Raw genomic sequence first — 24,473 nt, forward strand, 5'->3', positions numbered from 1 at the left:
AAGTGCCCCCGCCTACACCGCCGTCGGCACGTCGAGCGCCCGGTCCGAGGACAGGATCGCCTGGTGCAGGTCACGCAGCTGCTGCGCGGGCTCCAGGCCGAGGTCGGCGCGCAGGACCGCCCGCGCCGACCGGTAGACCTGCAGCGCCTCGGCCCGCCGCTCCGAGCGGTAGAGCACCAGCATCAGCTGCCGGTAGAAGGTCTCCCGCAGCGGGTGCCGCGAGGTGAGCGAGGTGAGCAGGTTGACCATCTCCCGGTGCCTGCCGAGCGCGATGCACGCCTCGACCATCAACTCCAGGCACTCCAGCCGCTCCTGCTCGACCCAGGTCGCCATGCCGGTGACCGCAGGGCCCTCGCCGAGCCCCTCGATCAGCGGACCGCGGTAGAGCGACAGCGCCGTCTCGAACGAGGTGACCGCCGCCTCGTGCCTGCCCTCCCGCAACTGCTGCCTGCCCTGCTGCGCCGCTTCCTGGAAGTCGTTGAGATCCAGGCCGCGTTCCCCGACGTGCAGCAGGTAGCCGGGCGCCCGGGTCACCAGGGCGCAGGCGGCCGCCGGTTCGCCCTCCTCCGTGTCGGCGACCGAGTTGAGGAACTTGCGCAGCTGGGACACGTACACATGGAGTGACGCGGCCGCCCGGCGCGGCGGGTTCTCGCCCCACAGCTCCACCGTCAGCTGCTCCTTGGACACCAGCCGGCCGGCTCTGATCAGGAGCGCGGTCAGCAGCACCTCCATCTTCGGGGCACTGGGTGAGAAGCTTCCGTTCGGCCCCCAGACCTGGAGCGGACCGAGTACCTCGTAGCGCATGGACACCTCCGTCTTCCGCCGGCGCCGGGTGCCTGAGAGAACCCGGCGGACTTTCGTGCCGTGACCACTGTTTCCCGTGGGACGACGGGGCCGCATCGTCAGAAGTGCCTACATCGCTGATAGCGGCTGGAAAGCAGCGGAAACGGCTGAGAAGCGCCGAAGCGGTGTCGGTCGTCGCACAGGCGGCAATAGGGGCGCAACACGATGGCAATGTGCGGCAACAAAACCGACGGGAACGGCCTGGTGGAGGCCCCGGGAGGGCTGTGGCGGGGCGGCGCCGTAAGAGTGTTACGACCGGTAATAGCGGGGTACGGCGCGGATCGATGCGAAACGGCGTGAAAAACGCTGTGGCTTAACGCCTCTTTTAGCGCCGGGTCGCACCCTCATGCGATGTCCACTCCCCGTTGTGCGCGAAACGCGCCCCCTCCCCGCGCCCGCCTCCTGCGAAGACGGCCGAATCGCCCGATTGCGCCTCCTGCGCCGAGCGGGTGCCGGCTGTGCGGCGCCGCCCCCGCACAGCGCCCGGCACCCGCGCGATCCAGCCGTCCCCCCGCCCGCCGCCCGGCCCGTCGAACCGGAGACCCCCGCCATGTCTGACACCGCCGCACCGCCCTACCCGTCGCCGCGCACCGAAGGGCACCCGCTGGACCCGCCCCCCGTCCTGGGCCGGTTGCGCGAGCGCGCCCCCGTCAGCCGGGTGACCCTCTTCGACGGCAGCCAGGCGTGGCTGGTCACCCGGCACGCCGAAGCCCGCCAAGCGCTGCGCGACGACCGGCTCAGCGTCGACTCCCGCACACCCGGCTTCCCCTTCCTGTCCGCGGCGCAGACCGAGATCCGCGACATGCCGCCGACCTTCCCGCGAATGGACCCCCCTGACCACAGCGTCTTCCGGCGGCTGCTGGCCCCCGAGTTCACCATCAAGCGGATGGAGGCGCTGCGCCCGCTCGTCGAGTCCGACGTGGCCGACATGCTGGACCGCCTGGAGGCGGCGGGCCCGCCCGGCGACCTCAGCGCGATCCTCACCCTGCCGCTGGCCTCGCTGGTCATCTGTCGGCTGCTCGGCATTCCCTACGAGGACGCCGAGCTGTTCCAGACCCGCGCCGCGGTGATGACCGACCAGACCGCCACCCCCGAGCAGGTGCGCACCGCGCGGATGGACATGCTCGGCTACCTCCAGCAGTTGCTGGCGCACAAGGCCGAGGAACCCGCCGACGACCTGCTCAGCCGGATGGTCGCCCAGGAGGACGAGGCGGCCGGGGTCAGCCGGCGCGACCTGGTGGGCGTCGCCATGATCCTGATGTTCGGCGGCCACGAGACCACCGCGCACAGCATCGACCTGGGCGTCCTGGCCCTGATGGAGAACCGCGACCAGTGGGAGCTGCTGCGCGAGCGACCTGAGCTGATCCCCGGCGCCGTCGAGGAGGTGCTGCGCCACCAGACCATCCTGGAGACCGGCCTCCCGCGGATCGCCAGGGCGGACCTGACGCTGGGCGGTGTCGCCATCAAGTCCGGCGAGGGCGTGCTGGTCTCCCTGGTGGCCGCCAACCGCGACGAGAGCGCCTACCCCGACCCCGACCGGCTCGACGTCACCCGCCCGGTCACCGCCAACCGGCACCTCGGCTTCGGCTTCGGGGTGCACCAGTGCCTCGGGCAGCCGCTGGCCCGCATCGAGATGCAGGTCACGCTGGCCGCGCTGCTGCACCGCTTCCCCGACCTGCGGCTGTTCAAGGAGCCCAAGGAACTGGACTTCCGCGGCCAGATGGCGGTGTACGGTCCGACGTCGCTGCCGGTGACGTGGTGAACGGACGCGCGCGCGAGGGCCGGTGGTGAACGGACCCGCGCGCGGCGGCCGGTGGTGAACGGGCCGGCGTGGAGCGGCCGGTGGTGAACGGGCCGGCGTGGAGCGACCGGTGGTGAACGGGCCGGCGTGGAGCGGCCGGTGAGCTGACGACCGCCGGCCGGACCCGGCCCCGTCGCGCGGACGCTGTGTGCGCCGCGACGGGCCGGGCACGCGCCGTCGTGCCCGGTGAAGAGCGCGTGGAAGCCGTGCCGGTGCGACCGCTCGGGGGGCGCGACTCCGCGAAGGCCGGCGACGCGCGCGACGGGCGGCCGATCCGCCGCACCGACTGCGCCGGGCGCGCACCGGCGCCGATAATGGTCTCCATGACGGTTTCTGATGGACGATCATCCACGGCCGACGCGACCGCCGAGGAGACGGTCCTGCCCTTGGAGGGCGGCGACGTCCACGTACGCCAGGACGGCCCCCGCGACGCGCCGGTCCTGCTGCTCATCCACGGCTCCGCCGCCTCGACCGGCTCATGGGACGCGATGGTGCCGCTCCTGACCGGGTCCCACCGGGTGATCCGGATCGACCTGCTCGGCCACGGGCGGTCCGCGAAGCCCGTCGACGGCGACTACGGCATCCCCGAGCAGGCGCGACGGGCCGGCCAGGCGCTGGAGCGGCTCGGCGCGGAACGGGCTGTCGTCGTCGGCCACTCCAGCGGCGGCTACACGGCCGTCGCCCTGGCCGAGCGGCGCCCCGAGCTGGTGACCGGTCTCGTCCTGATCAACACCGGGCCCCGCCTCGACGCCTTCCTCGCCCGGGAGTCGGGCACGATCGGCCCCGAGCAGTGGCCGCCGAGCGACGACCAGCTGCGGAAGTTCGCGAGCGGCGCCTTCCGTGCGGGCTACGAGATCCCGCAGGACCTCGTCGACGAGCTCCGCGGCCTGTCGTACCACGCGTTCACCGCTGCTATGCGGGCGTCCCTGGCCTACGTGGGACAGTCACCCGTGCCGGACCGGCTGGCGCCCCTCGGCATCCCGCTCCAGGTGATCTTCGGCGACCAGGACACCCGATGGCGCCCCGCGTCCTTCGGTGACTACGGCGCCCTGCCGGGCGCCCGCGTCGACGCGCTGCCAGGCATCGGCCACACCCCGATCCTGGAGGATCCGGCCGGCACCGCCGGCCTTCTGCTGCGCTTCGCCGCGCAGAGGTGAGGACGCGGGGGCGCGATGCGGTCCGGTGCCGTTCCGGTCGGCCCGCCGGCGGCGGCGTCCTCGGGAAGACAGCGTGGTCCCCGAGCTGTTGAAGGCGTCGGCACGCTCGATGGGCGACATCCCGCGCGTGGCCGTCCAGGCTTGTCCGAACGACGAGATGCGGTGGTCACGCCATGAAGGCAGTGCGGTTCCACGAGTACGGCGAGCTGGAGGTGCCGATCGCCCGCTCCTACCCGCTGGAGAGCGTGCAGGACGCCTTCCGCGAGTTGGAACGGGGCCACACCCACGGCAAGATCGTGCTCCGCCCGTAGCCCGGACCGGCCCTGTCCGGCCCCGGGGCGGCGCCCGCGGGCCGGGGCGGCCGGTCGCGACGTTCGCCGGGTTCCATCTGCATTTACCGCGAGTAATTCGGATATCCCCCGCGTGCAACGACGCAGGAATTCAATGGTGAAAACGTCGGCCGCCTCTTTCCGGCCAAGGCGGCTGCGAGAAAGCGCTTGCTGAGTGAGTGATCCGTCCGGGGCCCCGGGAGGCGGGCCGGACCGCCCGTCCGGACCGGGGGCGCTGGACCGGACGGACGGGTGGACGGTCGGTGCGGCCGGAGGGGCTAGCCGGCGTAGGTCTCGAACTCGGCGACCTGCGGCGTGCCGCTCGCTCCGGTGATCTGGAAGGTGATCTTCTTCAGCGAGGTCCGGGGGACGGTGATGGCGCCCGCCCCGCTGCCGGAGGTCAGGACCGCGCCGGTGTCGCCGTTGACGACCTGCCAGGAGCCGATGCGGCCCACGGCTCCCGAGGCCTCGCGGATGACGACCGAGGAAACCGTGGTGGCGGAGCCCCACTTGACCGAGACGGAGCCGGTGGTGCCGCTCGGCGACCAGTAGGTGCCGAGGTTGCCGTCGATGGCGTTGCCGTAACTCGTCCCGCTCGCCTTGCTGGAGCCGTCGGCGCCGGCCCCGAGGCTGAGGTTGGTCCCGCCGGGAGGAGCCGAGGTGGGGGGAGTGGTCGGCGGGGTCGTCGGCGGCTTCGTGGTCGGCGTCTGGGTCGGTGACTGCGTCGGCGACTGCGTCGAGCAGTTGCCGTCCGAGACCCGCAGCCCCTTGTCGGCTCCCGCGCTCGCGGTCACGATGCTCGGCACGCAGCTCGCGTTGTCCAGGCTGTAGGAGTACGGGATGCTCACCGTCGTGTTGGACTGCGGGTTCGGCCCGGCGGGGTGGTTCTCGCTGCCCGCGCCGGTCCACGTCACGTTGTCGTAGATGTTGCCGCTGACCTGCCAGTATCCGGTCAGGTCGGTGTAGAAGGTGCCCAGGACGTCCTGCGAGTCCTTGAAGTAGTTGTTGTCCACCTTCGCGTGCGCCCCGACCCGGGAGTTGATGCCGGACTTGTTCAGGCTCACGTAGTAGTTGTTGTACATGTGCGCGGTGCCGCCGCGCAGCAGCGGCGTGCGGGAGTCGATGTTCTGGTACAGGTTGTGGTGGTAGGTGATGAAGCTGCTCGCGAGGTCGGTGTCGCTGCTGCCGACCAGGCCGCCGCGTCCTGAGTTGCGCAGGGTGCTGTAGGACAGCGTCACGTACCGGGTGTTGTTCTTCAGGTCCATGAGGCTGTCGTAGCCCTGGTCCTCGCCGCCGGACGCCAGCAGGCTGACGTGGTCGACCCAGACGTTGTGGACGTCGCTCTCCATGCCGATCGCGTCACCGCCGTTGGACGTGGGGGAACCGGACTTCTTGACGTTCTGGACCGTCACGTTCTGGATGATGATGTTGCTGGACTCGCGGACGTGGATGCCCAGCTGGTCGAAGACGGCGCCACTGCCGACGCCGACGAGCGTGACGTTGCTGACCTGCTTGAGATCGATGACGTCGGCGGCGGTGTTGCAGCTGCTGCCCGACACCTTGGCGGTGTTGCCGTGGTTGATGGTGCCCTCGACCTGGATGATGATCGGGGTGCTGCTGCTGGCCCGGTTGCACAGGGCCGCGTTGATCTCGGCCCCCGTGCCGGCGTGCACCGTCTGGCCGCCCGCACCGCCGGTGGTCCCGCCGTTCACGCTCGCGTAGCCGGTGGCGCCACTGGTCGCCGCCGACGCCCCGGGTACTAACAGGACCGCTCCGGTCGCGGCCCCGAGGGCCATCGCGGCCAGCGCCGTGCTGAGTCGCAGTGCGACTGCTCGTCTCATCGTTCGTTTCCCCTTGTCGTCTTCGGATGCCGGGTGCTGCTGCCGCTCCGCGGAACTCCGGCGCAGGATCGATGGCTGCTCCTGTGCGGGGTGCCGATCGGGTGCCGCGGAGATCGCTTCGAGTACAACGATCCCCGGATCATCGGGAAAGCGCTTTCTGTCCGCGAGGATAGGATGGCATCTGCGGGACTGGCAAGAGTCGTGCCGGGACGAAATGGTGCGCTGCCGCCTCATGCGGCACCCGCCGCTATTGATCGTTCCCGGAATTCGCACTCGCCCGGTGGAGCCGGAATCGGGGCGGTGTCTCGCTCCGCCGGACGGTGCCCGACGCGGCGCGTCGGGCGGCCGGGACCGGCCGGCAGGGGAGAAGTGCGGGGGCGGCGCCGATGCCGCGGACGTCGACCGTCAGCCCAGCGCCGGGGGCGGGGCCGCGGCCTCGGCGGGCAGGGCCTGGGTGCACGCCGGCCGGCGGGAGGCGGCGGCCGGGTCGAGGGGGACGCCGTTGGAGCGCAGCACCTCCTTCAGGCGCAGGATCAGCGGGAAGACCTCCTGGTTCCAGTCGCCGCCCTGCTCGTCCCATGCGCGCTGCTCGGCCTCCACGGCCCCCCGGTCCTCGGCGAAGACCCGTTCGGTGAAGCGCCGGATCAGCGGCCACGCCAGCTGGAGCGTCCCGGGCACGCGGGGCTTGGCGATGGTCAGCAGCCCGTGCACCCGGCTGGTGCGCTGCTCCGCGTCCAGCGGCACGTACGCGGCCCACAGCGAGAACGCCGGGACGGTGGCGCCCTCGGGCACCAACTGGAGCGTCTGGTACGGATACTGCGTACGGATGGTCAGGACGTCCGGGGTGTCCCGGCCGTTCTTCCCCTCGCCCGACAGCAGCCCGGCGCCGCGGTCCTTGCGCCCGCCGCCCGCCGTGAACCGGTAGCGCGCCTGGAGGAAGTCAGGACCGTCGTCGTAGCCGAGCAGTTCGGGCCGGATGGTGCCGAGCACGCCCCGGTGCAGGAACTGGTGGTTCATGTCGAGCAGGTTCTCGTGCATGAAGGAGTAGTGGCAGCCCACCGTGCGGGAGAAGCGCATCGTCCGGTGCGTGGAGGAGCCGTACGCCGGCAGGTCGGGGAGCGGCGCGGCGGCGGCCTTGTCCGCGGCGCCGGGATAGACGAACACCAGGCCGTATTTCTCCCGCACCGGATACGCGCGGACGCCCCGCGGCGGCCGGCTGGTCCCCTTGGGCAGGTAGGGGATCTGGCTGATGTGCCCGTTCCCCCGGTAGGCCCAGGCGTGGTAACAGCAGCGCAGCGTCTCCCCTTCGACGACACCCATGCTCAGCGGCACCTGCCGGTGCGCGCACCGGTCCTCCAGCGCGTGCACGGCACCGGACGCGGTGCGGTAGACCGCGATCCGCTCCCCGGCGAACTCGGCGGCGAGCACCTTGCCCGCGCGCACCCGGCGGGACTCCGCCACCGGATACCAGTGCTCCGGGTGGATGCCGACGCGCCGCAGGTCGGTCAGCTGTCCGGACCCGTCCTCCGGCCGCGGCCGCCACGGATCAGTCATCACTGTCCTCCTCACGCTCGCGCCACACCCGCCGGACCCAGCCTTCCCCGCGAACGGCCCGCCGTCGTTCCCAGCGGCGCACCCGGGTGACGCCGCCGGGTGGAGCGCCCGACGAGGCCCGCGGTGGCGCGACAGCACACCGGCCCGGGCCGTGGGCGAACCACGGTCCCGGGCCGGTGCGCTGACGGTGGGACGGTCAGCCCTGGAAGGCCGTCACCCCGTTGGGGGTGCCGAGGCCGGTCGGGCCGTCGTAGCCCGGACCCGCGGTGCACAGGTACGAGCCGCTGCACGAGCCGTTGGAGCCGCTGGTGACGTCGTTGAGCGCCGAGGTGTGGGCGTACGGGAACGACGACGGGTAGGAGCCGGCGGACGGCGTGCCCGCGAGGGCGTAGACCGCGGCGATGATCGGCGAGGAGACGCTGGTGCCGCCGAAGACCTCCCAGCCCGGGTCGCCGCCGTAGGTGTCGTAGACCGCGACACCGGTGGCCGGGTCGGCGACGGCGGAGACGTCCGCGACCGTGCGCTTAGCGCAGCCGGTGTCCTTCTGCCAGGTGGGCTTGGCGTCGTAGCGGGAGCAGCCGGAGCCCGCGCCGGACCACGCCGTCTCGGTCCAGCCGCGCGTGGTGCTCGACTTCTTCAGCGAGGTGCCGCCTACCGCGGTGACATAGCGCGAGGCCGCCGGGTACTCGACGCCGTAGCCGCCGTCACCGGAGCTGACGGTGATGGCGACGCCGGTGTGGTTGAAGTACGAGCTGTCGTAGGAGGTGTCCGAGGAGGACTCGCTGCCGCCGTAGCTGTTGGAGACGTACTTCGCGCCGAGGGAGACCGCGGTGTTGACGGCCTTGCCCAGGTTCGCCATGGACGCCGAGGTGGCCTCGACCAGCAGGATGTGGCACTGCGGGCAGATCGCGCTGGCCATGTCGATGTCGAGCGAGATCTCCTCCGCCCAGCCCGCGTTCGGCGCCGGCAGCGAGCTGGTGCCGCTCTGGCCGACCTTCTTGAAGCATCCGTTGGCGGTGGTGCAGGCGGTCAGCCCGTACGTCGACCGGTACGTCGCGAGGTTCGACTCGGCGTTGGGGTCGTCGTACGCGTCGACGATGGCGACGGTCGCGCCGGAACCGCCCGTGCTGGGCAGGGCGTAGGCGCTGTGCAGGTCGGCGGGGCCGAAACCGGACGGCGCCGCCGCCGGGCTCACCGCGGCGGACCTCGGCAGCGTGGAGTGGGCGAGCGTGTCCGCGCCGCCGGTGACCTTCAGAGCCGCACAGGCCATCATGCCGGGCCTGGTGCTGACCGCACAGGAACGTGTGGTGGTGAGCTTGTGCGTGGCCGTGGTGCCGGCCGCGTCGGCCGCCGGCGCCGCGAGTGCGGCTCCGGACAGGACGAGGCCGGTGACGGCGGCGAGCGCCAGTCCGGCACGGCGGAGGGAGAGGGGGGCGGTGGTGAGAGTGGGGCGCAACTGGTGCCTCCTGTCGGGGTGGTGCGGAGGGCTTGCGTGTCGCATGACCACTGGGCTGCATGGTGTGAGCCGAGTGACGAGATGAAGGTAGCCTGACGCGTTCGCGTCAAGTTGCTCCAAGGTGCGGATTTGGCAGAGGCAATACGCTCGCTTTGCCAACGCGGGGTGCGGGCGGGCCGGGAGGCGTACGGGCCGGGGACGCGGGAGCGTACGCGGCGTCAGACCGGCGGCGGCGGGCGGCAGTCACTATCATCGGCGGGTGCACATCGAGCCCTACGCCGTGGCGGTGCCGGACGCGGTGCTCGACGACCTGCGGCAGCGACTCCGCCGCACCCGCTGGCCCGAGCCGGCGCCGGGCGAGGCCTGGAGCCAGGGCGTCGACCTGGACTACCTGGACTGGCCGCCTGGGTGCTGGACAAGTGGCGCTCCTGGTCCGGCAGCGGCGGCGACCTCGACGGCCGCTTCGGCCGTGACGCCCTCCTGGCGATGCTGACGCTCTGGTGGGCCTCCGGGTCGATCACCTTCTCGATGCGCGACTACTACGACAACCGCCGGCACGGCACGCCGATCGGCCCGGCCGACGCCGTACGCGTCCCGACCGCGATGGCGGTCTTCGCCAACGAGTTCGTCCCCGAGGGCCGGCCGCCGCGCTCCTGGTACGAACGGCTCTACGCGATCCACCGCTGGACCGTCTTCCCCCGCGGTGGCCATCTCGCGGCGGCGGAGGAACCCGACCTGCTGGCCGGCGACATCGCCGCCTTCTTCACCAGCCCGCGCTGAACCCGGTGTCATCACGACCGCGTTGCCGGACCTATTGCCGTGGGAGCGCTCCCACATATTCTGGGGTGTCAGCTCACGCGACCCAGCAGTCCCTCACCACCCGGCCGCGCACCCGTGCGCGGCCGGCTCCCCCCACACCGGGCCCCTCGGGGCCGTTGAGAAGGAGACCATGCGTACAGCATCCAAGGGCGCCCTCGCGGCGCTGGTCCTCGCGGTGGTCGCCGCCGTGCCGGCCGGCCCCGCCGGGGCGGCCGCGGCGCCGCGCTCCGCGCCGGCCGCCCGCGCGGCCGCCACCGCGGGCCCGGCGCTCAGCGTCGACACCACCACCGGACGGCATGCCATCGACCCCCACGTCTACGGCATGAACTTCGCCGACGAAGCCCTGGCCAAGGAGCTGCGGCTGCCGGTGAACCGCTGGGGCGGCAACGCCACCACCCGATACAACTACAAGCTCGACACCCACAACACCGGCTCCGACTGGTATTTCGAGAACGTCGCCTCCGCCAACGACCCCGCCGCGCTGCCCGACGGCTCAGAGGCGGACAAGTTCGTCGACCAGAACCTGCGCACCGGCAGCGACACCCTGCTGACCGTGCCGATGATCGGCTGGACCCCCGCGGCGCGCGACAGCTCCTGCGGCTTCAGCATCGCCACCTACGGCCCCCAGCAGGGCAGCGACTCCCAGTGGCGGCCCGACTGCGGCAACGGCGTCAAGCCCGACGGCACCCAGGTCACCGGCAACGACCCGACCGACACCAGCGTCCCGATCGGCGCCGACTTCACCAAGGGCTGGGTGCAGTACCTCGACAGCGCCTACGGAGCCGCCGGACACGGCGGGGTGCGCTACTACGACCTCGACAACGAGCCCGACCTGTGGCACTCCACGCACCGCGACGTCCACCCCACGGGCGCGAGCGATGACGAGCTGCGCGACAGCACCTACGCCACCGCGGCCGCCGTCAAGGCCGCCGACCCCGGCGCGCAGACACTCGGCCCGGTCGGCTGGGGCTTCAACTCCCTGACCTACTCCGGCCTCGACCAGGACGTCTGCAACAGGCAGGGCGGCAGCTGCTGGTCCAACCCGCCCGACCAGGCGGCACACGGCGGCCTGCCCTTCGCGACCTGGTACCTCCAGCAGATGCGGGCCTACCAGCAGGCCCACGGCACCCGCATCCTGGACTACTTCGACGAGCACATCTACCCGCAGCAGTCGGGCGTGGCGCTCGGCGGCAGCAACGACGCGGCCACCCAGGCGCTGCGGCTGCGCTCCACCCGGCAGCTGTGGGACCCGTCGTACGTCGACGAGAGCTGGATCAACCAGCCCATCCAGTTCATCCCCCGGATGCGCTCGCTGGTCGACCAGAACTACCCCGGCACCAAGGTCGCCATATCCGAGTACAACTGGGGCGCGCTCGACCACGTCGACGGCGCCCTCGCCCAGGCGGACGTCCTCGGCATCTTCGGCCGCGAGGGGCTCGACCTGGCCACCCTGTGGTCGCCGCCCAAGGCCACCGACCCCGGGGCGTACGCCTTCCGCATGTTCCTCAACTACGACGGCGCGGGCGGCACCTTCGGCAACACCGCCGTCACCTCCGGCAGCGCCGACCAGGACAAGCTCGCGGTCTACGCGTCCGAGCGCAGCAGCGACCACGCGACCACCGTCATGGTGATCAACAAGACCACCGGCGACCTGACCGCCCCGGTCTCGCTGACCTCCGGCACCACGCTGCCCGCCGCCGCACAGGTCTACCGCTACGGCCAGGACGCGCCCACCGCCATTCAGCACCCGGCCGACCAGCCGCTGTCCGGCGGGCATTTCAGCGCGACCTTCCCCGCGTATTCGATCACCGAATACGTCATCCCCGCCGGCTCCACCACGGCCAACCCGCCGTCCGCGCCCAGCACCCCGACCGCCTCCGCCGTCGGCTCCGACCGCGCCACGCTGACCTGGGCCGCGTCCACCGCCGGCTCCGCGCCGGTGGCGTCCTACCAGGTCTACTCCGGCGACCCGGCGACCACTCCCGCCGTCGCGACCGTCGCGGCGCCGGCCACGAGCACCACCGTCACCGGGCTGAGCCCGTCCACCGCCTACACCTTCCGCGTCGTCGCCAAGGACACCGCCGGCCGCAGCTCCCCGGCCTCGTCCCCGGTGACCGTCACCACCACCGCGGGACCGGCCACCGGCTGCACCGTCGCCTATTCCGTCACCACCGACTGGGGGAGCGGCTTCGGTGGCAGCATCACCCTCACCAACAAGGCGGCACCGCTGAGCGGCTGGCAGCTCGGCTTCTCCTTCGCCGGCAACCAGAAGGTCACCCAGGGCTGGAACGGCACCTGGTCCCAGACCGGCGCCGCGGTCACCGTCAAGGACGCCGGCTGGAACGCGTCACTGCCCACCGGCGCGTCCACCACCATCGGCTTCAACGGCTCCTACACCGGTAGCAATCCGGCCCCGCACGCCTTCACCCTCAACGGCAAGCCGTGCGGCGCCGCCTCGGGCGCCGCCGCCGGGACCGTCCCCGCGGCCCAGGGCCGCGCGCCCGGCGCGCACGCCGTGTCCTGACCGCGAGCCGGGTCCGTGACGGCCGAGGCCGTCACGGACCCGGCTCCTTCCCCGCGGCCCGGCGGCGCCGTCAGGGTGTGACGATGGCGAAGTCGGGGTCGGGCGCGCCGAGGTAGCCGAGCAGTTCGGTGAGCTTGCCGGGGTCGCCGGCGACCTCGGCGCGGCCGCGGGCCGCGAGGTCCCGCAGCTTGGCGGTGCCCAGCAGCACGGCCCGCAGATCGGCCTCGTCCAGGGTGATGTCGGCGTCGGGGTCCGTCGCCTCGGGTGTCGTGCCGGTGGTGTGGACCAGGACGCCGTTGTGCAGGCGCACCGCGACCGGGTCCGCGTCGCGCAGGCTGAAGCGGATGGTGAGGTCGGCGTCCCAGCAGCGGGGGCCGTCGACGCGGATGGCGAGGGCGTCGAGGACCTGGTCCAGGGTCAGGGCCGCCAGCAGGTCGGGGGCCACCGAGGAGGCGGGGGTGCCCACCGTGCCCTCGCGCAGCTCGTAGGCGCCGGTGAGGTAGAAGTTCCGCCAGGTGCCGTTCTCGCTGCCGTAGCCGAGCTGCTCGAAGGCGTCGGCCTGCAGGGCGCGTGCCTCGGTGTTGCCGGGGTCGGCGAACAGGACGTGGTTGACGACCTGGACGACCCAGCGGAAGTCGCCGGCCGCGAAGGACTCGCGGGCCCGCCGCAGGACGGCGTCGGCGCCGCCCATGAAGTCGACGTAGCGGGAGGCGGCCTCGGCCGGCGGGTGCTCCCACAGGTGGGCGGGATTGCCGTCGAACCAGCCCATGTAGTGCTGGTAGACCGCCTTGACGTTGTGGCTCACCGAGCCGTAATAGCCGTGGGTGTGCCAGGCGCGTACCAGCGCCGGGGGCATCTCGACGGTCTCGGCGATCTCCAGCGGGGTCATGCCCTGGTTGATCATCCGCAGCGTCTGGTCGTGCAGGTACGCGTACAGGTCGCGCTGCTCGGTCAGGAACGCCAGGACGCGGTCGCGGCCCCACACCGGCCAGTGGTGCGAGGCGAAGGCCACGTCGACCGAGCCGGCGAACAGCGCGACCGCCTCGGTCAGGTAGTGGGCCCACACGTGCGGGTTGCGGACCTGGGCGCCGCGCAGGGTCAGCAGATTGTGCAGGTTGTGGGTGGCGTTCTCCGCCATGCACAGCGCACCGCGGTTCGGGAAGTGGATGTTCAGCTCGGCCGGCGCCTCGGTGCCCGGGGTGAGCTGGAAGACCATCTGGATGCCGTCGACGGTCTCCGTCTGCCCGGTGGCGGTGACCTCCCGGGTCGGCTGGATCAGGCCGGCGGTGCCCGTCGAGGTGGTCTGACCCAGCCCGGCGCCGATCTGGCCGCGCTCGCCCTTCGGCAGCGCGGCGCCGTACATGTAGGCGGCACGGCGGTTCATGGCGGTCCCGGCGTAGACGTTCTCGGTCACGGCGTGGTCGAGGAAGCCCTCGGGGGCGAAGACGGGCACGCCGTCGGCGATGTCCTGGTCGGTGACGACACCCCGCACACCGCCGAAGTGGTCGACGTGGCTGTGCGTGTAGAGCACGGCGGTGACGGGCCGGTCGCCCCGGTGCCGGCGGTAGAGGGCCAGCGCCGCGGCGGCCGTCTCGGCGCTGATGAGCGGGTCGATCACCAGTACCCCGCGGTCGCCCTCCACCAGGGTCATGTTCGACAGGTCGAAGCCGCGGACCTGGTAGATGCCCTCGACCACCTCGTACAGCCCGTGCTTGGCGGCCAGCCGGCTCTGCCGCCACAGGCTGGGATTGGCGGTGTCCGGGCAGTCCTGCTCCAGGAAGCGGTAGGCGTCCAGAGCCCATACGGTCCCGCCGTCGGCCCCGCGGACCTCGGTCTCCTCGGCCGTACCGATGTAGCCGCGGTCGGCGTCGGCGGCGTCCTGGGTGTCGTCGAAGGAGTAGCGCTCGCGCACCGCCGCGTTGCTCGCGGCGACGCCTGGCTCGGCTGCCTTGGGCTCGGTGGACTCGGCCATGCTCGGCTCCTCACGCTCACGCTGCGCACGTCGGGCCCGCCGCGCGGACGGCGGCCACCGCCACACTTACGGGAAGGACGTGCCGCGGGCCACCCGCGTGGACCGTCCGGGGGAGCCGGGAGGAGTCGCGGGCCGGCTCCGGCCGGTATACGAACCGGCGAAAATCCGTTTGCGGGCTCCGTTAACATGTTCGAACTCACGGCGATCACCCGGGTCGCCGCCCTTCGCCGGAAATAGCGAGCCGTACCGGCATGAAGGGGGACCGAGCCAGTCAGAACCGAACAAATCGACCAGATAACTGATGACTATACCGTCGCGAATACTTTCGCGAATACCTTCCGGGACGACGTCCACGGCACGGCGTCGGCCACGGACGACACTCTGGGCCGCTGTGGGCGCGGCGGCCCTCGTCTTCCTCGTCGCGCTGGAGTTCGCCGCACGTCACTACGACCTGCCGGGGCCGATCACCACACAGGCGCAAGAGGTGATCCTCGCCCCCAAATCGGGAGCCCTGCTGTACGCCAGCTTGGCACTGATGACAGTGGTGCTCACCTGGCGGCAGCGCCTCGTCGCTTTCGCCGCCGCGATCGGTATCGACGCCGTATTCCTGCTGGTGCGTTGGGCGGCCGGTGCCGGGCCGACTTTCGGCAACGGTCCGCTGTGGGTGATTCTGGCTTGTGCGGTCATCGCTGTCACCCGTCGAAGCGGGCGGGAACGTGAACTGCTGTTGAAAGGTGTCGGTCTCGGCCTGCTGCTGGTGACCGGCCGCAAGACCGGCGACACCTGGCTGCTCATCACGTCGAAGACCCGCACCGCGGTGCTCGACCAGTACGCGGCGACCGCCGACCACGCGCTGGGCGACCCCTCGTGGCTGGCCGGGCGCCTCGTCGCGGCCACCGGCCCGGTCGGCACGCACCTGCTCGACTACGTCTACATACAGCTCGCGGTCGGCGCGGTCGTCGTGGCGCTCTACCAGCTGCGCCATGTCGCGGTCGAGCGCGGCTTCCCGCGCCACCACCTGGTGCGCACCTTCCTGGTCATCGGCCTCATCGGCCCGGCCGTCTACATGATCTTCCCCACCGTCGGACCGGTCTTCGCCTACGGCGCCGACGGCGGGCACTGGGCGATGGCGAACATCTGGCCGGACACACCGCCGGCGCTCGCCACTCCGCGCCCGATGGACTTCGACGCGGTCACCCCGCGCAACTGCATGCCCAGCCTGCACACCGCGTGGGCCACCGCGATCTTCATCCACTCCCGCAAGGGCCCACGCGCCCTGCGGTACGCCGGCGCCTTCTGGCTGGTCGCCACGCTCGGCGCGACGCTCGGATTCGGCTACCACTACGGTGTGGACCTCATCGCCGGTGCGGTCTTCGCGCTGACGATCGAGGGGGCGCTGCGCGCCTACGACCGCGGCTGGGACCGCTCGGGCATCCAGCAGGTCGCCTACGGTGCGGCGGTCTTCGTCGTGCTGCTGCTGTCCTACCGCTACCTGGCCGTGCAGATGGCCGGCCACCCGTGGGTGTTCGGGCCGCTCCTGGTGCTGGCGCTGGTCTCGGTGATCCACGGTTACCTGCGCGCCACGAGACCGCGGGAGCAGAAGGCCGCCGCGCCGGCCCAGCAGCCGGAGGCGCAGCCCGAACCGGTCTGAGGCGGGCCGCCCACGAGGGAAGGGTGCGGGCGCCGGACCGGTCAGGGTGCGTCGAGGCCGCCGTCGGGGTGGCGCACGCCGGCCGCCCACCGCTCGTGCAGGAACTTCACCGGCGCGTACCGCGCGGCTGCCCGCTCGTCGAGGTCGACGCCCCAACCGGGGGCGTCCGAGGGAGCCAGGTGCCCGTCGCGCACCATCGGGGTGCCGGGGAAGACCTCGTGCGTCGCCTCGTTGTAGGTGTGCGCCTCCTGGTAGCCGAACGCGGGCGTGGACACGTCCACCGCGAGGTTCGCCGCCACCCCCACCGGGGAGATGTCGCCGGGGGAGTGGAAGGCGGTCCGCACGCCGAGCAGTTCGGCCAGCGCCACCAGCTTGCGGGTGGGCGTCAGGCCGCCGATCGCCGAGGTGTGCAGGCGCAGCAGGTCGATGCCGCCGTCCCGGATCAGCCGCACCGCGTCGGTGACGTTGCCGATCTGCTCGCCGACCGCGATCGGCACCGGTGAGGCGGCCCGCACCTCCGGCAGCAGGTCGTAGAATTCCGGCGCGATGACGTCCTCCAGGAACGACAGGGCGTACGGCTCCAGCGCCCGTGCCAGCACCACGGCCTGCTTGGGCGTGAGCCGGCTGTGCACGTCGTGCATCAGGCTGACGTCCTCGCCCAGCCGTGCCCGGGCCGCCTCGAACAGCCGGGGCGTCGCCCGCAGGTACTGCGCGGTGTCCCATCCGTCCGGGTGCGGCGAGCGCGGGTAGCCGCCGCGCGTGCCGGGAGCGCCGTAGGTGCCCAGGCCCGGCCCGCCGACCTGGAGCCGGACGTGCCGGTAGCCCTGTTCGAGCAGCGCTTCCGCCTGCTCCAGCGTCTCCTGCACGGTGGCGCCCGCGGCGTGCGAGTAGACCTCGACGGCGGCCCGGCTGCGGCCGCCGAGCAGTTCGTACACGGGCATACCGGCCCGCTTGCCCGCGATGTCCCACAGGGCCTGGTCGATCCCGGAGAGCGCGTTGCCGAGCACCGGGCCGCCGCGCCAGTAGGACGAGTAGTGCACCAGCCGGGTGATGTCCTCGATGTCGGCCGGGTTCCGTCCGACGACCAGCGGACCGACGTGCTCGTCCACCGCGGCCGCGACCGCCGCGTAGCGCTGGGTGAAGGTCGCGCAGCCCAGACCGTACAACCCGGGTTCCGAGGTGTCGACGCGGACCACGACCAGCGGCAGCCCCTCGGGCGCGGTCACCACCGCGCGGACCGCGGTCACCCGCAGCCCGTCCGGGCGGTGCCACGGCGGGAGTGCCTGCGGCAGGCCGCCCCCGCTGTCGAGCAGGGCGTTCGGGCCGGATCCGGTCATCGTCATCTCCTTCGCCGGGGGGACTGCGGTACGGGCCCCGCGCCCGGTCCGTGCGCCCGGCCGGCGGCCCCCGCGCGAGGCGGTGGCGTACGGCGGTCAGCTGCCGATCAGTCAACCACGGCAAGCGACGGGCTGGAAGGGAGTAAATTTATGAGCGATCTCTGCAATTATCCTGTCGACTCGTTACGGGTATGCGCCGCCGGACGGTCCGGGAAGCGGCGGGGCGGCGCGCGTCAGTCCGCGCCGCTCTGGAAGGGGTTCACCGTGAAGGTCCTGGTCACCGGCGCAGGCGGCACCCTCGGCCGCGAAGTGGTCGCGCACCTGCGCGACGAGGGTTGGTCCGTGCGCGCGCACGACCGCACCCCGCCGGATCCGGCCGTCGCGGACGAGGTGCTCACCGGGGACCTGCGGGATACCGGGGTGCTCGCCCGCGCGGTGCACGCCGTGGACGCCGTGGTCCACGCGGCCGCCCTGCCGTCCCCGACCGCCGCCCCCGAGGACGAGGTCTTCCTCAACAACGTGACCGCTTCCCACCTCGTGCTGGCCGGCGCCGCCCGGGCCGGGGCCGGCCGCCTGGTGAACGTCTCCAGCCTGTCCGCGCTCGGTTTCGCCTTCTCCCGGCACGGGATCTCGCCCCCCGGCGTGCCGGTGACCGAGGAGCTGTCCTTCACCGGTGACGACGTCTACGGGCTGTCGAAACACGTCGGTGAGGAGATCGCCGCGCGGGTCAGCAGCCGCTGGGGCGCGACCGCGGTCAGCCTGCGGTTCCCGTTCATCGGCACCGGCGACCGGCTGCGGCGGCACCTGGAAGAGGTGCACGCCGACCCGGAGGTCGACCGGGGCTCGCTGTGGGGCTGGCTGGACACGAGGGACGCCGCCCGCGCGATCGGCCTGGCGCTGACCGCCCCGCTCGCCGGCCACACCGTGGTCAACGTGGCCGCCCCCGACACCACGGCGCTGGAGCCGACCGAGGACCTCGTCCGCCGTTACCACCCCGGCACCCGCTTCGACGCCCGCCTCGAAGGCTTCGCGGTCCCCTTCACCACCCGCCGCAGCCGCGAACTGCTCGGCTTCACCACCCGCCACGCCTGGCGGCTGTGAACGGCGCCGGGGAACGGCCGTGACCCGCACGGCGTCCGCCGACCTCGGCCGTCTCGGAAGCGCTCGCCCCCGCGTCGCGCGTCTCAGCCGGGCCGCCGCGGCGTCGGCCAGGGCGATCTGGTACGCCGCGACGGATGCGTGGCGGCGGTGGATGTCTGCCAGGGTCACGGTGCCCTCGCGGGTGCCGGCCTGCGCGGCGAGGGCCTGCCAGAGCCCCGCCAGGCAGAGCGCGATGCCGCCGCCGATGAGGAGGCTGACCGCCGTGCGCCAGCCGAGGGTGAGCTGGGCCACGTGTCCCGGCCCTTGATCACCGCGCCCGTGGTGACCAGCGTGACGAAGGCGGCGAGGCCGTTGCGCCAGGCCTCCGCGCTGGCGCGGACCGTTGGCAGGGACGCTTCGGCGAGGGCTGCGAAACGGTCCCGCTCGGTCAGGTCCGCCGGCGTCGGCGGGCGCTCGGGCAGCCTCGGCCGCAGCGGCGTTTCGCTCACGGCCGTCCGCCGTCGGGACCGTGGCCGGCGGCGAGCTCGATGCGGAAGCTGACTCCGCAGCCGCCGGCGCCGGCGTCGGTGGCCCCGGGTTCCCGCGGCGGGTGCGCGAGACCGCACGAGCAGGTGACGTCCAGCACCACCGCCTCGTACACGACGGCAGGATTCCCCAGGCCGGTGCCGCCGCTGCCCGGCAGGCCCGCGCGGCTCCCGCCCAGCCCGTTGGTGACGGCGGTGAGGTCCGGTGACGTCTGCCGCAGCCCGAGGAAGAACCCGACGGCGTCGTCCGCCTCGACCTGCCCGGGGGCGGTACCGGACACCACGCCACGCCAGAAGCGGAACCGGGTCAACTCCGCCAGTGTCGCCACGTCGCATTCGGTTTCACCTGCCCGGCCCGCGCGGACCGTGGCGGTCATGGCCGCGGCGAGCTCGGCGTCGGCCCGACGATCCGTCAGGTACCGGGGATCCCTCTCCGTCCGGAACAGGGCGAGTCTCCGCCGGATGGCCGAGGCCGGGTCCGGCGCGGCATCGGACGTGCGTTCCTCCCCCACCTTGCCAGACTACCGAGTAGGCGCTTTCACGTACGGCAGTACCTGCCTTCCGGTGAAGTGAACAAGCCGGTCCTGAACCAGGTCACCCTGGTCCTCACCGGGTGTCGACGCCGAACTAGTCTTCGGACCATGGCCTTGCGACCTGACGAGTTCTACGACCACGCGCTTGCCGCTGCGGACGGTGAGCATCGGCTCCCGCTCGCGCGCATGACGGGATGGGACATCAGCCCGTTCGAGCCGGACGGACTGCGCGTCGCGCCACTGCGACCTCCGGTTCTGCCCGAGCCTGCGCGACACGGCGAGGACCCGTCGAACTGCAGGGCGTGCCGCCACCGAGACGATGGGATCTGGTTCAACGACAGTTGGCGGCTTACCCGGATCACGGGAGTCGGTGTGCCGCTGGTGCTCATGCTGCATCCGCGCGAGCACTGTGACATGGCTGACCTGCCTGATGAACTGGCGGCCGAGCTGGGGGTTTTGTCCACTCATATCGTCCGCCATGTGCAGGCCCTGCCGCACATTTCGCGAGCCCACGTCTACCGCATCGGCGATGGAGGCGCACACCTGCACATCTGGTTCTTCGCCCGGCCCGAGGGGCAGACCCAGCTGTACGGATCATGGATGCCCGTCTGGGACGATCTGTTGCCGGAATACCCGGCAGATGTTGCAGACGCAGACGCGGCGATCGTGGCAGACGCACTGGTCGTCTCCGTCGGGGGGCGCCGCTCGGCTGCCGGCGAGTCGCCACAGGACTGATCTCCCAGCGAAAGCCGGCGCTCGACCTCGACGGCTTTCAGCGTGATGCCGGAGCGACGGTAGCGCTCGGCAAAGCCCTCGATCTGTTCGGCGAACGTCCTGCGCACACAGGAGCCCCGGTCGCAGAAGAGCCTTGCGGACCGACAGGTGTACCACCACGGGTAGCGGGCCCATCGGCTGCTCGGTGAGCCGGCGTTGATACGTACGGCGAACCGACGCGTCTGTCAGCTCAGTGCTTGTTCCGCAGCAGCCTCACGATGACCGCGAGCGAGAAGACGATCACCAGCACGGTCATGAAGGCGAACACCGGCCCTCCGCTGGGGGACCCCTTGTAAGCCACGTCCACTAAGTTCTGCACCTCGACCTCACGTTGTCTCTTGGGGAGCCGGCGCCGCTCATCGGTGGCGGCGCCGATTCCGGTCTCGTACGGGCGGTGTGCCGCCCGACCGACCGTCTACCCGCGAGTCGCGCTCCCAGCCGGGGCCGCAACTCGCGAGGCGGGTGCCCCGGGACGGGGGCGGACCGGGGTCAGCGGCGGGATCGGGAGTCGCCGAACAGCACGCGGTAGACGATCAGCAGCACCAGCGATCCGGCGATGGCGGCCAGCCAGGTCTTGCCGTCGTAGAAGTCGTGCGGGATCGGCTTGTCCAGCAGCTTCGCCGACAGCCACCCGCCGAGCAGCGCGCCGATGAAGCCGATCAGCGTGGTGCCGACGAGGCCGCCGGGGTCCCGCCCCGGAAGGATGACCTTCGCTACGACGCCGGCGACCAGTCCGAGAACGATCCAACCTATGATGCCCATGCCGACCTCCTGCCCTGGGCTTGCGACAACACGCCTGTTCGAAAGCCGGGCGCGCCGGCCGGTGCTTCTCCGCGGCGCCGGCGTCGACGGCCTTTCCCGGGGGCCGTTCCGCGATGGCACCGGCCGGTGACCGGGCCGGCCCGACCCGGCTACGCGCCGTCACCTCCGCGGGACGGCGGTCGCGGAAGGCGATAACCCGGCGAGGTGGGGTAGTCGGCAGGCACACAGCAGTTCGACGCCAGGACCACCGAGGAGAAGTATGTTCGCACTCTCGTCCCGACGGCTGCGTGCCACCGCGCGCCGGGTCTTCGGCTGGGAAGAGCTGCGCCCGGCCCAACTGGCCGCGATGAAGTCGGTGATGAAGCGGCGCGACGTGATCGCCGTGATGCCGACCGGGGCGGGGAAGTCAGCGATCTACCAGGTGCCTGCGGCGCTGCTCGGCGGGCCGGTCGTGGTGGTCTCACCGCTGATCGCCCTGCAACGTGACCAGATGCAGGGCCTGCTCGCCTCCGGAGCCCTGCGCGCCGCGGCGGTCAACTCGGCTCAGCGCCGTAGCGACAACGACAGCGCCTGGGAGCGGATCAGTGCCTCGTCCATCGACGTGGTCTTCCTCGCCCCGGAACAGCTGGCCAAGGCCGACGTGCTCGACAGGCTCGCCGCCGCCCGGCCCCGGCTGCTCGTGGTTGACGAGGCGCACTGCGTCTCGTCGTGGGGCCACGACTTCCGCCCGGACTACCTGCGGTTGCGCCACGCGCGCGAGCGGCTGGGCAATCCGCCGGTGCTCGCGCTGACCGCGAGCGCGGCCGCACCGGTCCGCCGCGACATCGCAGAACGCCTGGGCATGAAGGACCTGGTGGAGATCGTGTCCGGCTTCGACCGGCCGAACATCGGTCTTGAAGTGGCCGCCTTCCAGGACGAGGCCGACAAGAACCGCTTCGTGGTGGAGCGGGCGGCCGTGGAGGAGAAGCCGGGAGTCGTCTACGCGGCGACCCGCCGGGCCGCCGACACCTTGGCGCAGGAGCTCGCCGGCCTCGGGCTGGACGCGGAGAGCTACCACGCCGGCCGGACGGCCGCCGATCGCGGCGACGTGCAGGACCGCTTCCTCGCGGGCGATCTGGACGTGGTCGTGGCGACGTCGGCCTTCGGGATGGGCATCGACAAGGCGGACGTGCGGTTCGTCCTGCACGCGTCCGTTCCCGGGTCGCTGGACGCGTACTACCAGGAGATCGGCCGGGCGGGCCGCGACGGCGCCCCGGCCCGGGCGATCCTGGCCTACCGGCAGAAGGACCTCGGCCTGCAGCGCTTCTTCGCCGCGGGGGCGCCGGACGCGGAGGCGCTGGGGCGGGTCGCCGAGCGGCTGCGGGAGGCCGGGGGGACGGTGCCGACGAGCGCCTTGCGGGCGGACTGCGACCTGTCCGCGACCCGGCTGTCCGCCGTCCTGAACCTGCTGGAGGAGGCGGAAGCCGTCCGTACGGCACGCGACGGCAGCCGCTGGACCGGCGGCGACGGCCAGGACGCGGTGGACCGCGCCGTCCAGGCGGCGCTGGCCGTCGACGCCACGCACCGAAAACTGGAGCAGTCCAGGGTCGACATGATGCGGGGGTACGCCGAGACCGTCGACTGCCGGCGCCGCTTCCTGCTCGGCTACTTCGGCGAGACCGTGTCCGACTCCTGCGGGTCGTGCGACAACTGCGCCGGCAGGCCGACCGGTCCCCTCGACGCACCGGCCCCACGGGAGGAGGTGCACGGCGCGGACGAGCCGGCGACCGCCGCGCGCGGGCGCCGCATGCGCCTTCGCAGGTCCGACCGGAGGTCCGTCCCCGCCGCCGGCGGGAGCCGGGTTCCCGCCGGGAATGCCGGCCGTTCCGCGCCGCGCGACACGGCGGCCCACCCCTACCGGCCCGGGGTCCGCGTGCGCCACGAGCAGTGGGGCGACGGCGAAGTGATGAGCGAGGGCGACGGCAAGGTCACCGTGCTGTTTTCCTCCGTCGGCTACCGCACCCTGTCGGTGGCAGTGGTGACGGACAAGCGCCTGCTCGCCGAGCTGCCGGAACAGAGGCGCTGAGGATGTCCGCGATCCGAAGCCCCGCGACGACGGCGGTCCCAAGCTCCGTCACCACAACCGACTGGGGGTGCGCGCCATGGGTGATCTCGTGAAGGGCTTGGGGCTGCTGGCGCGGGGCCAGCACTGGGCGCTGCGGCACAGGTCGGACTGGCGCTACGGGATGGCGCCCGCCCTGATCACCCTGGTCGGCTACGCCGGCGCGCTGGTCGCACTGGTGGTCTGGTCGGACGATCTCGCGAGTTGGGCGACGCCGTTCGCCGACGGCTGGACGTCGCCGGTGCGCGGCGCCTTCCGCGAACTGGTGACCGCGATGCTCGTCTGCGGCGGGCTGCTGGTCGCGGTGATCTCCTTCACCGCGGTGACGCTGCTGGTGGGCCAGCCGTTCTACGAGTCGCTCGCCCACCGGGTGGACGTCTCCCAGGGGAACGCCCCCGAACCGCCCGACCGTTCGGCGCTGCGGGAGTTGTGGACCGGTGTGCGGGACAGCGTGCGCGTGCTGCTGCTGGTCGGCGCCTTCGGCGTGGTGCTCTTCGTGCTGGGCTTCGTGCCCGTGGTCGGGCAGACCGTCGTGCCCGCGGTCGGCTTCTGCGTGTCCGGCTTCTTCCTCACCGCCGAGCTGTCCGCGGTGTCCATGCAGCGCCGCGACATCGCACTGCGCGAGCGTCTACGGCTGTTGCGCGGCCGCCCGATGCTGGTGCTGGGCTTCGGGGTGCCACTGGTGCTGACCTTCCTCGTACCGTTCGCGGCGGTCGTGCTGATGCCGGGCGCGGTCGCGGGCGCGACCCTGCTCACGCGTGAACTGCTGCACGCTGCCCCGCCCGGGCGCTCGGGACCGACCGTCGAATGACCCGCTCCGCGCCGGGTTTGTCCGGCCTACCGGAAGCCTCATATCGTCAAGAGCGGGCAGGCGGACAGTGAGCTGCTCGGCACGCCAGGGTGCGCGGGAGCAAGCGCCGTTCGGCTTCACGAAGTGGGGAGCATGGCGATGGGTGAAGGATCGCTGAAGGCCGTGGGATGGGCAAAGTCGTTCCCTGTCTCAGGCGGAGTAAAGGCAGGCAGGCAGTGGGCACGCCGGCATCTGGAGTCCCTGCCGTGGACTCGCGACGCCCCGGAGACCGTCGACGCGATCGTCCTGACGGTCTCTGAACTGATCACCAACGCGCATGTCCACGCCCATAGCGGCGCGCAGTTGGTCCTGGCCTGGGACAGCCGGTGCCTGCACGTCAGCGTCCACGACTCCGGCAGCGGTGAACCGGTCCCCCCTTCGCAGGACCCGGACCGCACCTCGGGAAGGGGGCTGATCCTGATGGACGCGCTCGCCGACAGCTGGGAGACCCGTCACCAGGCGGACGGCAAGACCGTGACGGCCTGCTTCAGCCCGCCGGACCGCCCCGACCCGCACGGCTCCGGCACGCGGTGAGCGGACGGCG

20 protein-coding genes are annotated in these 24,473 nt (G+C 72.2%); 12 read left to right on the forward strand and 8 right to left on the reverse strand.

The features are described 5' to 3' along the window. Positions 1-12: 12 nt before the first annotated feature. Positions 13-804, reverse strand: coding sequence for an AfsR/SARP family transcriptional regulator (locus BUE44_RS14445; protein ID WP_073498118.1), 792 nt, complete (start codon positions 802-804; stop codon positions 13-15). Positions 805-1,393: 589 nt separating this feature from the next. Here BUE44_RS14445 and BUE44_RS14450 point away from each other — a divergent pair. From BUE44_RS14450 to BUE44_RS14460, 3 genes are all read left to right on the forward strand, one after another. Beyond that, positions 1,394-2,605: a cytochrome P450 gene (locus BUE44_RS14450; RefSeq protein ID WP_073498120.1), complete on the forward strand. Its 1,212-nt coding sequence runs from the start codon at positions 1,394-1,396 to the stop codon at positions 2,603-2,605. Between the two features lie 362 nt (positions 2,606-2,967). Continuing rightward, positions 2,968-3,801 carry an alpha/beta fold hydrolase gene (locus BUE44_RS14455; RefSeq protein WP_073498470.1) on the forward strand — a complete coding sequence of 278 codons (834 nt, stop codon included), beginning with the start codon at positions 2,968-2,970 and terminating at the stop codon, positions 3,799-3,801. Positions 3,802-3,974: 173 nt separating this feature from the next. Further along, a complete protein-coding gene (locus BUE44_RS14460) occupies positions 3,975-4,112 on the forward strand; it encodes a zinc-binding dehydrogenase (RefSeq protein WP_235002156.1) in 138 nt (45 codons plus the stop codon). A 296-nt stretch (positions 4,113-4,408) separates the two neighbouring features. Here BUE44_RS14460 and BUE44_RS14465 read toward each other — a convergent pair whose 3' ends face one another. From BUE44_RS14465 to BUE44_RS14475, 3 genes are all read right to left on the reverse strand, one after another. Beyond that, positions 4,409-5,971: a pectate lyase family protein gene (locus BUE44_RS14465; protein WP_073498123.1), complete on the reverse strand. Its 1,563-nt coding sequence runs from the start codon at positions 5,969-5,971 to the stop codon at positions 4,409-4,411. 405 nt (positions 5,972-6,376) lie between these two features. Continuing rightward, the gene (locus BUE44_RS14470; protein ID WP_073498125.1) at positions 6,377-7,525 is read right to left on the reverse strand and encodes an aromatic ring-hydroxylating oxygenase subunit alpha; all 1,149 of its coding nucleotides are present in this window, start codon (positions 7,523-7,525) and stop codon (positions 6,377-6,379) included. A 196-nt stretch (positions 7,526-7,721) separates the two neighbouring features. Continuing rightward, positions 7,722-9,026: a S53 family peptidase gene (locus BUE44_RS14475; RefSeq protein WP_407640027.1), complete on the reverse strand. Its 1,305-nt coding sequence runs from the start codon at positions 9,024-9,026 to the stop codon at positions 7,722-7,724. Positions 9,027-9,240: 214 nt separating this feature from the next. On the opposite strand from BUE44_RS14475, the gene BUE44_RS39770 reads away from it, so the two are divergent. The 3 genes from BUE44_RS39770 to BUE44_RS14485 all read left to right on the forward strand — a co-directional run bounded on the left by BUE44_RS39770 (position 9,241) and on the right by BUE44_RS14485 (position 12,324). Then, positions 9,241-9,474: an epoxide hydrolase N-terminal domain-containing protein gene (locus BUE44_RS39770; protein WP_200804417.1), complete on the forward strand. Its 234-nt coding sequence runs from the start codon at positions 9,241-9,243 to the stop codon at positions 9,472-9,474. After that, positions 9,390-9,761, forward strand: coding sequence for a hypothetical protein (locus BUE44_RS14480; protein WP_200804418.1), 372 nt, complete (start codon positions 9,390-9,392; stop codon positions 9,759-9,761). The genes BUE44_RS39770 and BUE44_RS14480 overlap by 85 nt, the downstream gene beginning before the upstream one ends. A 169-nt stretch (positions 9,762-9,930) precedes the next feature. Continuing rightward, positions 9,931-12,324 (forward strand): glycoside hydrolase family 44 protein, encoded by a 2,394-nt coding sequence (locus tag BUE44_RS14485; protein WP_073498129.1) that lies wholly within the window; start codon positions 9,931-9,933, stop codon positions 12,322-12,324. Positions 12,325-12,394: 70 nt separating this feature from the next. Here the strand turns inward: BUE44_RS14485 and BUE44_RS14490 are convergent, their stop codons facing one another. Then, positions 12,395-14,296, reverse strand: coding sequence for an alkyl/aryl-sulfatase (locus tag BUE44_RS14490; protein ID WP_073498131.1), 1,902 nt, complete (start codon positions 14,294-14,296; stop codon positions 12,395-12,397). Between the two features lie 301 nt (positions 14,297-14,597). Here BUE44_RS14490 and BUE44_RS14495 point away from each other — a divergent pair, with 301 nt between their 5' ends. Next, complete coding sequence (locus BUE44_RS14495; protein WP_079189729.1) at positions 14,598-15,947, forward strand: phosphatase PAP2 family protein; 1,350 nt, start codon at positions 14,598-14,600, stop codon at positions 15,945-15,947. 41 nt (positions 15,948-15,988) lie between these two features. Here BUE44_RS14495 and BUE44_RS14500 read toward each other — a convergent pair whose 3' ends face one another. Next, complete coding sequence (locus BUE44_RS14500) at positions 15,989-17,284, reverse strand: enolase C-terminal domain-like protein (protein WP_073498135.1); 1,296 nt, start codon at positions 17,282-17,284, stop codon at positions 15,989-15,991. A gap of 264 nt (positions 17,285-17,548) precedes the next feature. Here BUE44_RS14500 and BUE44_RS14505 point away from each other — a divergent pair, with 264 nt between their 5' ends. Then, complete coding sequence (locus tag BUE44_RS14505; RefSeq protein ID WP_073498137.1) at positions 17,549-18,385, forward strand: NAD-dependent epimerase/dehydratase family protein; 837 nt, start codon at positions 17,549-17,551, stop codon at positions 18,383-18,385. 484 nt (positions 18,386-18,869) lie between these two features. Here the strand turns inward: BUE44_RS14505 and BUE44_RS14515 are convergent, their stop codons facing one another. Further along, entirely contained in the window at positions 18,870-19,238 is a 369-nt protein-coding gene (locus BUE44_RS14515; protein ID WP_143172506.1) for a hypothetical protein, read from the reverse strand. Positions 19,239-19,550: 312 nt separating this feature from the next. On the opposite strand from BUE44_RS14515, the gene BUE44_RS14520 reads away from it, so the two are divergent. Then, the gene (locus BUE44_RS14520) at positions 19,551-20,177 is read left to right on the forward strand and encodes a hypothetical protein (RefSeq protein ID WP_073498144.1); all 627 of its coding nucleotides are present in this window, start codon (positions 19,551-19,553) and stop codon (positions 20,175-20,177) included. Positions 20,178-20,705: 528 nt separating this feature from the next. On the opposite strand, the gene BUE44_RS14525 is transcribed toward BUE44_RS14520, so the two are convergent. Continuing rightward, positions 20,706-20,978 carry a GlsB/YeaQ/YmgE family stress response membrane protein gene (locus BUE44_RS14525; RefSeq protein ID WP_073498147.1) on the reverse strand — a complete coding sequence of 91 codons (273 nt, stop codon included), beginning with the start codon at positions 20,976-20,978 and terminating at the stop codon, positions 20,706-20,708. Between the two features lie 259 nt (positions 20,979-21,237). On the opposite strand from BUE44_RS14525, the gene BUE44_RS14530 reads away from it, so the two are divergent. The 3 genes from BUE44_RS14530 to BUE44_RS14540 all read left to right on the forward strand — a co-directional run bounded on the left by BUE44_RS14530 (position 21,238) and on the right by BUE44_RS14540 (position 24,463). Continuing rightward, positions 21,238-23,043: a RecQ family ATP-dependent DNA helicase gene (locus BUE44_RS14530; protein WP_073498149.1), complete on the forward strand. Its 1,806-nt coding sequence runs from the start codon at positions 21,238-21,240 to the stop codon at positions 23,041-23,043. A 76-nt stretch (positions 23,044-23,119) separates the two neighbouring features. After that, on the forward strand, positions 23,120-23,890 hold the full coding sequence (locus BUE44_RS14535) for an EI24 domain-containing protein (protein ID WP_073498151.1): 771 nt from the start codon (positions 23,120-23,122) through the stop codon (positions 23,888-23,890). A gap of 138 nt (positions 23,891-24,028) precedes the next feature. After that, entirely contained in the window at positions 24,029-24,463 is a 435-nt protein-coding gene (locus tag BUE44_RS14540) for an ATP-binding protein (RefSeq protein WP_073498153.1), read from the forward strand. The last annotated feature ends 10 nt before the right edge of the window (positions 24,464-24,473 follow it).

Origin of the sequence: Actinacidiphila paucisporea (assembly GCF_900142575.1) — a bacterium.
Taxonomy (GTDB): Bacteria; Actinomycetota; Actinomycetes; order Streptomycetales; family Streptomycetaceae; genus Actinacidiphila; species Actinacidiphila paucisporea.

Coding starts and splice junctions, on each gene's coding strand:
- BUE44_RS14495 (WP_079189729.1), top strand. CDS start 14,598: ATGACTATACCGTCGCGAATACTTTCGCGAATACCTTCCGGGACGACG.
- BUE44_RS14525 (WP_073498147.1), bottom strand. CDS start 20,978: ATGGGCATCATAGGTTGGATCGTTCTCGGACTGGTCGCCGGCGTCGTA.
- BUE44_RS14450 (WP_073498120.1), top strand. CDS start 1,394: ATGTCTGACACCGCCGCACCGCCCTACCCGTCGCCGCGCACCGAAGGG.
- BUE44_RS14455 (WP_073498470.1), top strand. CDS start 2,968: ATGACGGTTTCTGATGGACGATCATCCACGGCCGACGCGACCGCCGAG.
- BUE44_RS14460 (WP_235002156.1), top strand. CDS start 3,975: ATGAAGGCAGTGCGGTTCCACGAGTACGGCGAGCTGGAGGTGCCGATC.
- BUE44_RS14520 (WP_073498144.1), top strand. CDS start 19,551: ATGGCCTTGCGACCTGACGAGTTCTACGACCACGCGCTTGCCGCTGCG.
- BUE44_RS14535 (WP_073498151.1), top strand. CDS start 23,120: ATGGGTGATCTCGTGAAGGGCTTGGGGCTGCTGGCGCGGGGCCAGCAC.
- BUE44_RS14540 (WP_073498153.1), top strand. CDS start 24,029: ATGGGTGAAGGATCGCTGAAGGCCGTGGGATGGGCAAAGTCGTTCCCT.
- BUE44_RS14470 (WP_073498125.1), bottom strand. CDS start 7,525: ATGACTGATCCGTGGCGGCCGCGGCCGGAGGACGGGTCCGGACAGCTG.
- BUE44_RS14445 (WP_073498118.1), bottom strand. CDS start 804: ATGCGCTACGAGGTACTCGGTCCGCTCCAGGTCTGGGGGCCGAACGGA.
- BUE44_RS14465 (WP_073498123.1), bottom strand. CDS start 5,971: ATGAGACGAGCAGTCGCACTGCGACTCAGCACGGCGCTGGCCGCGATG.
- BUE44_RS14485 (WP_073498129.1), top strand. CDS start 9,931: ATGCGTACAGCATCCAAGGGCGCCCTCGCGGCGCTGGTCCTCGCGGTG.
- BUE44_RS14490 (WP_073498131.1), bottom strand. CDS start 14,296: ATGGCCGAGTCCACCGAGCCCAAGGCAGCCGAGCCAGGCGTCGCCGCG.
- BUE44_RS14500 (WP_073498135.1), bottom strand. CDS start 17,284: ATGACCGGATCCGGCCCGAACGCCCTGCTCGACAGCGGGGGCGGCCTG.
- BUE44_RS14530 (WP_073498149.1), top strand. CDS start 21,238: ATGTTCGCACTCTCGTCCCGACGGCTGCGTGCCACCGCGCGCCGGGTC.
- BUE44_RS14475 (WP_407640027.1), bottom strand. CDS start 9,026: ATGCGACACGCAAGCCCTCCGCACCACCCCGACAGGAGGCACCAGTTG.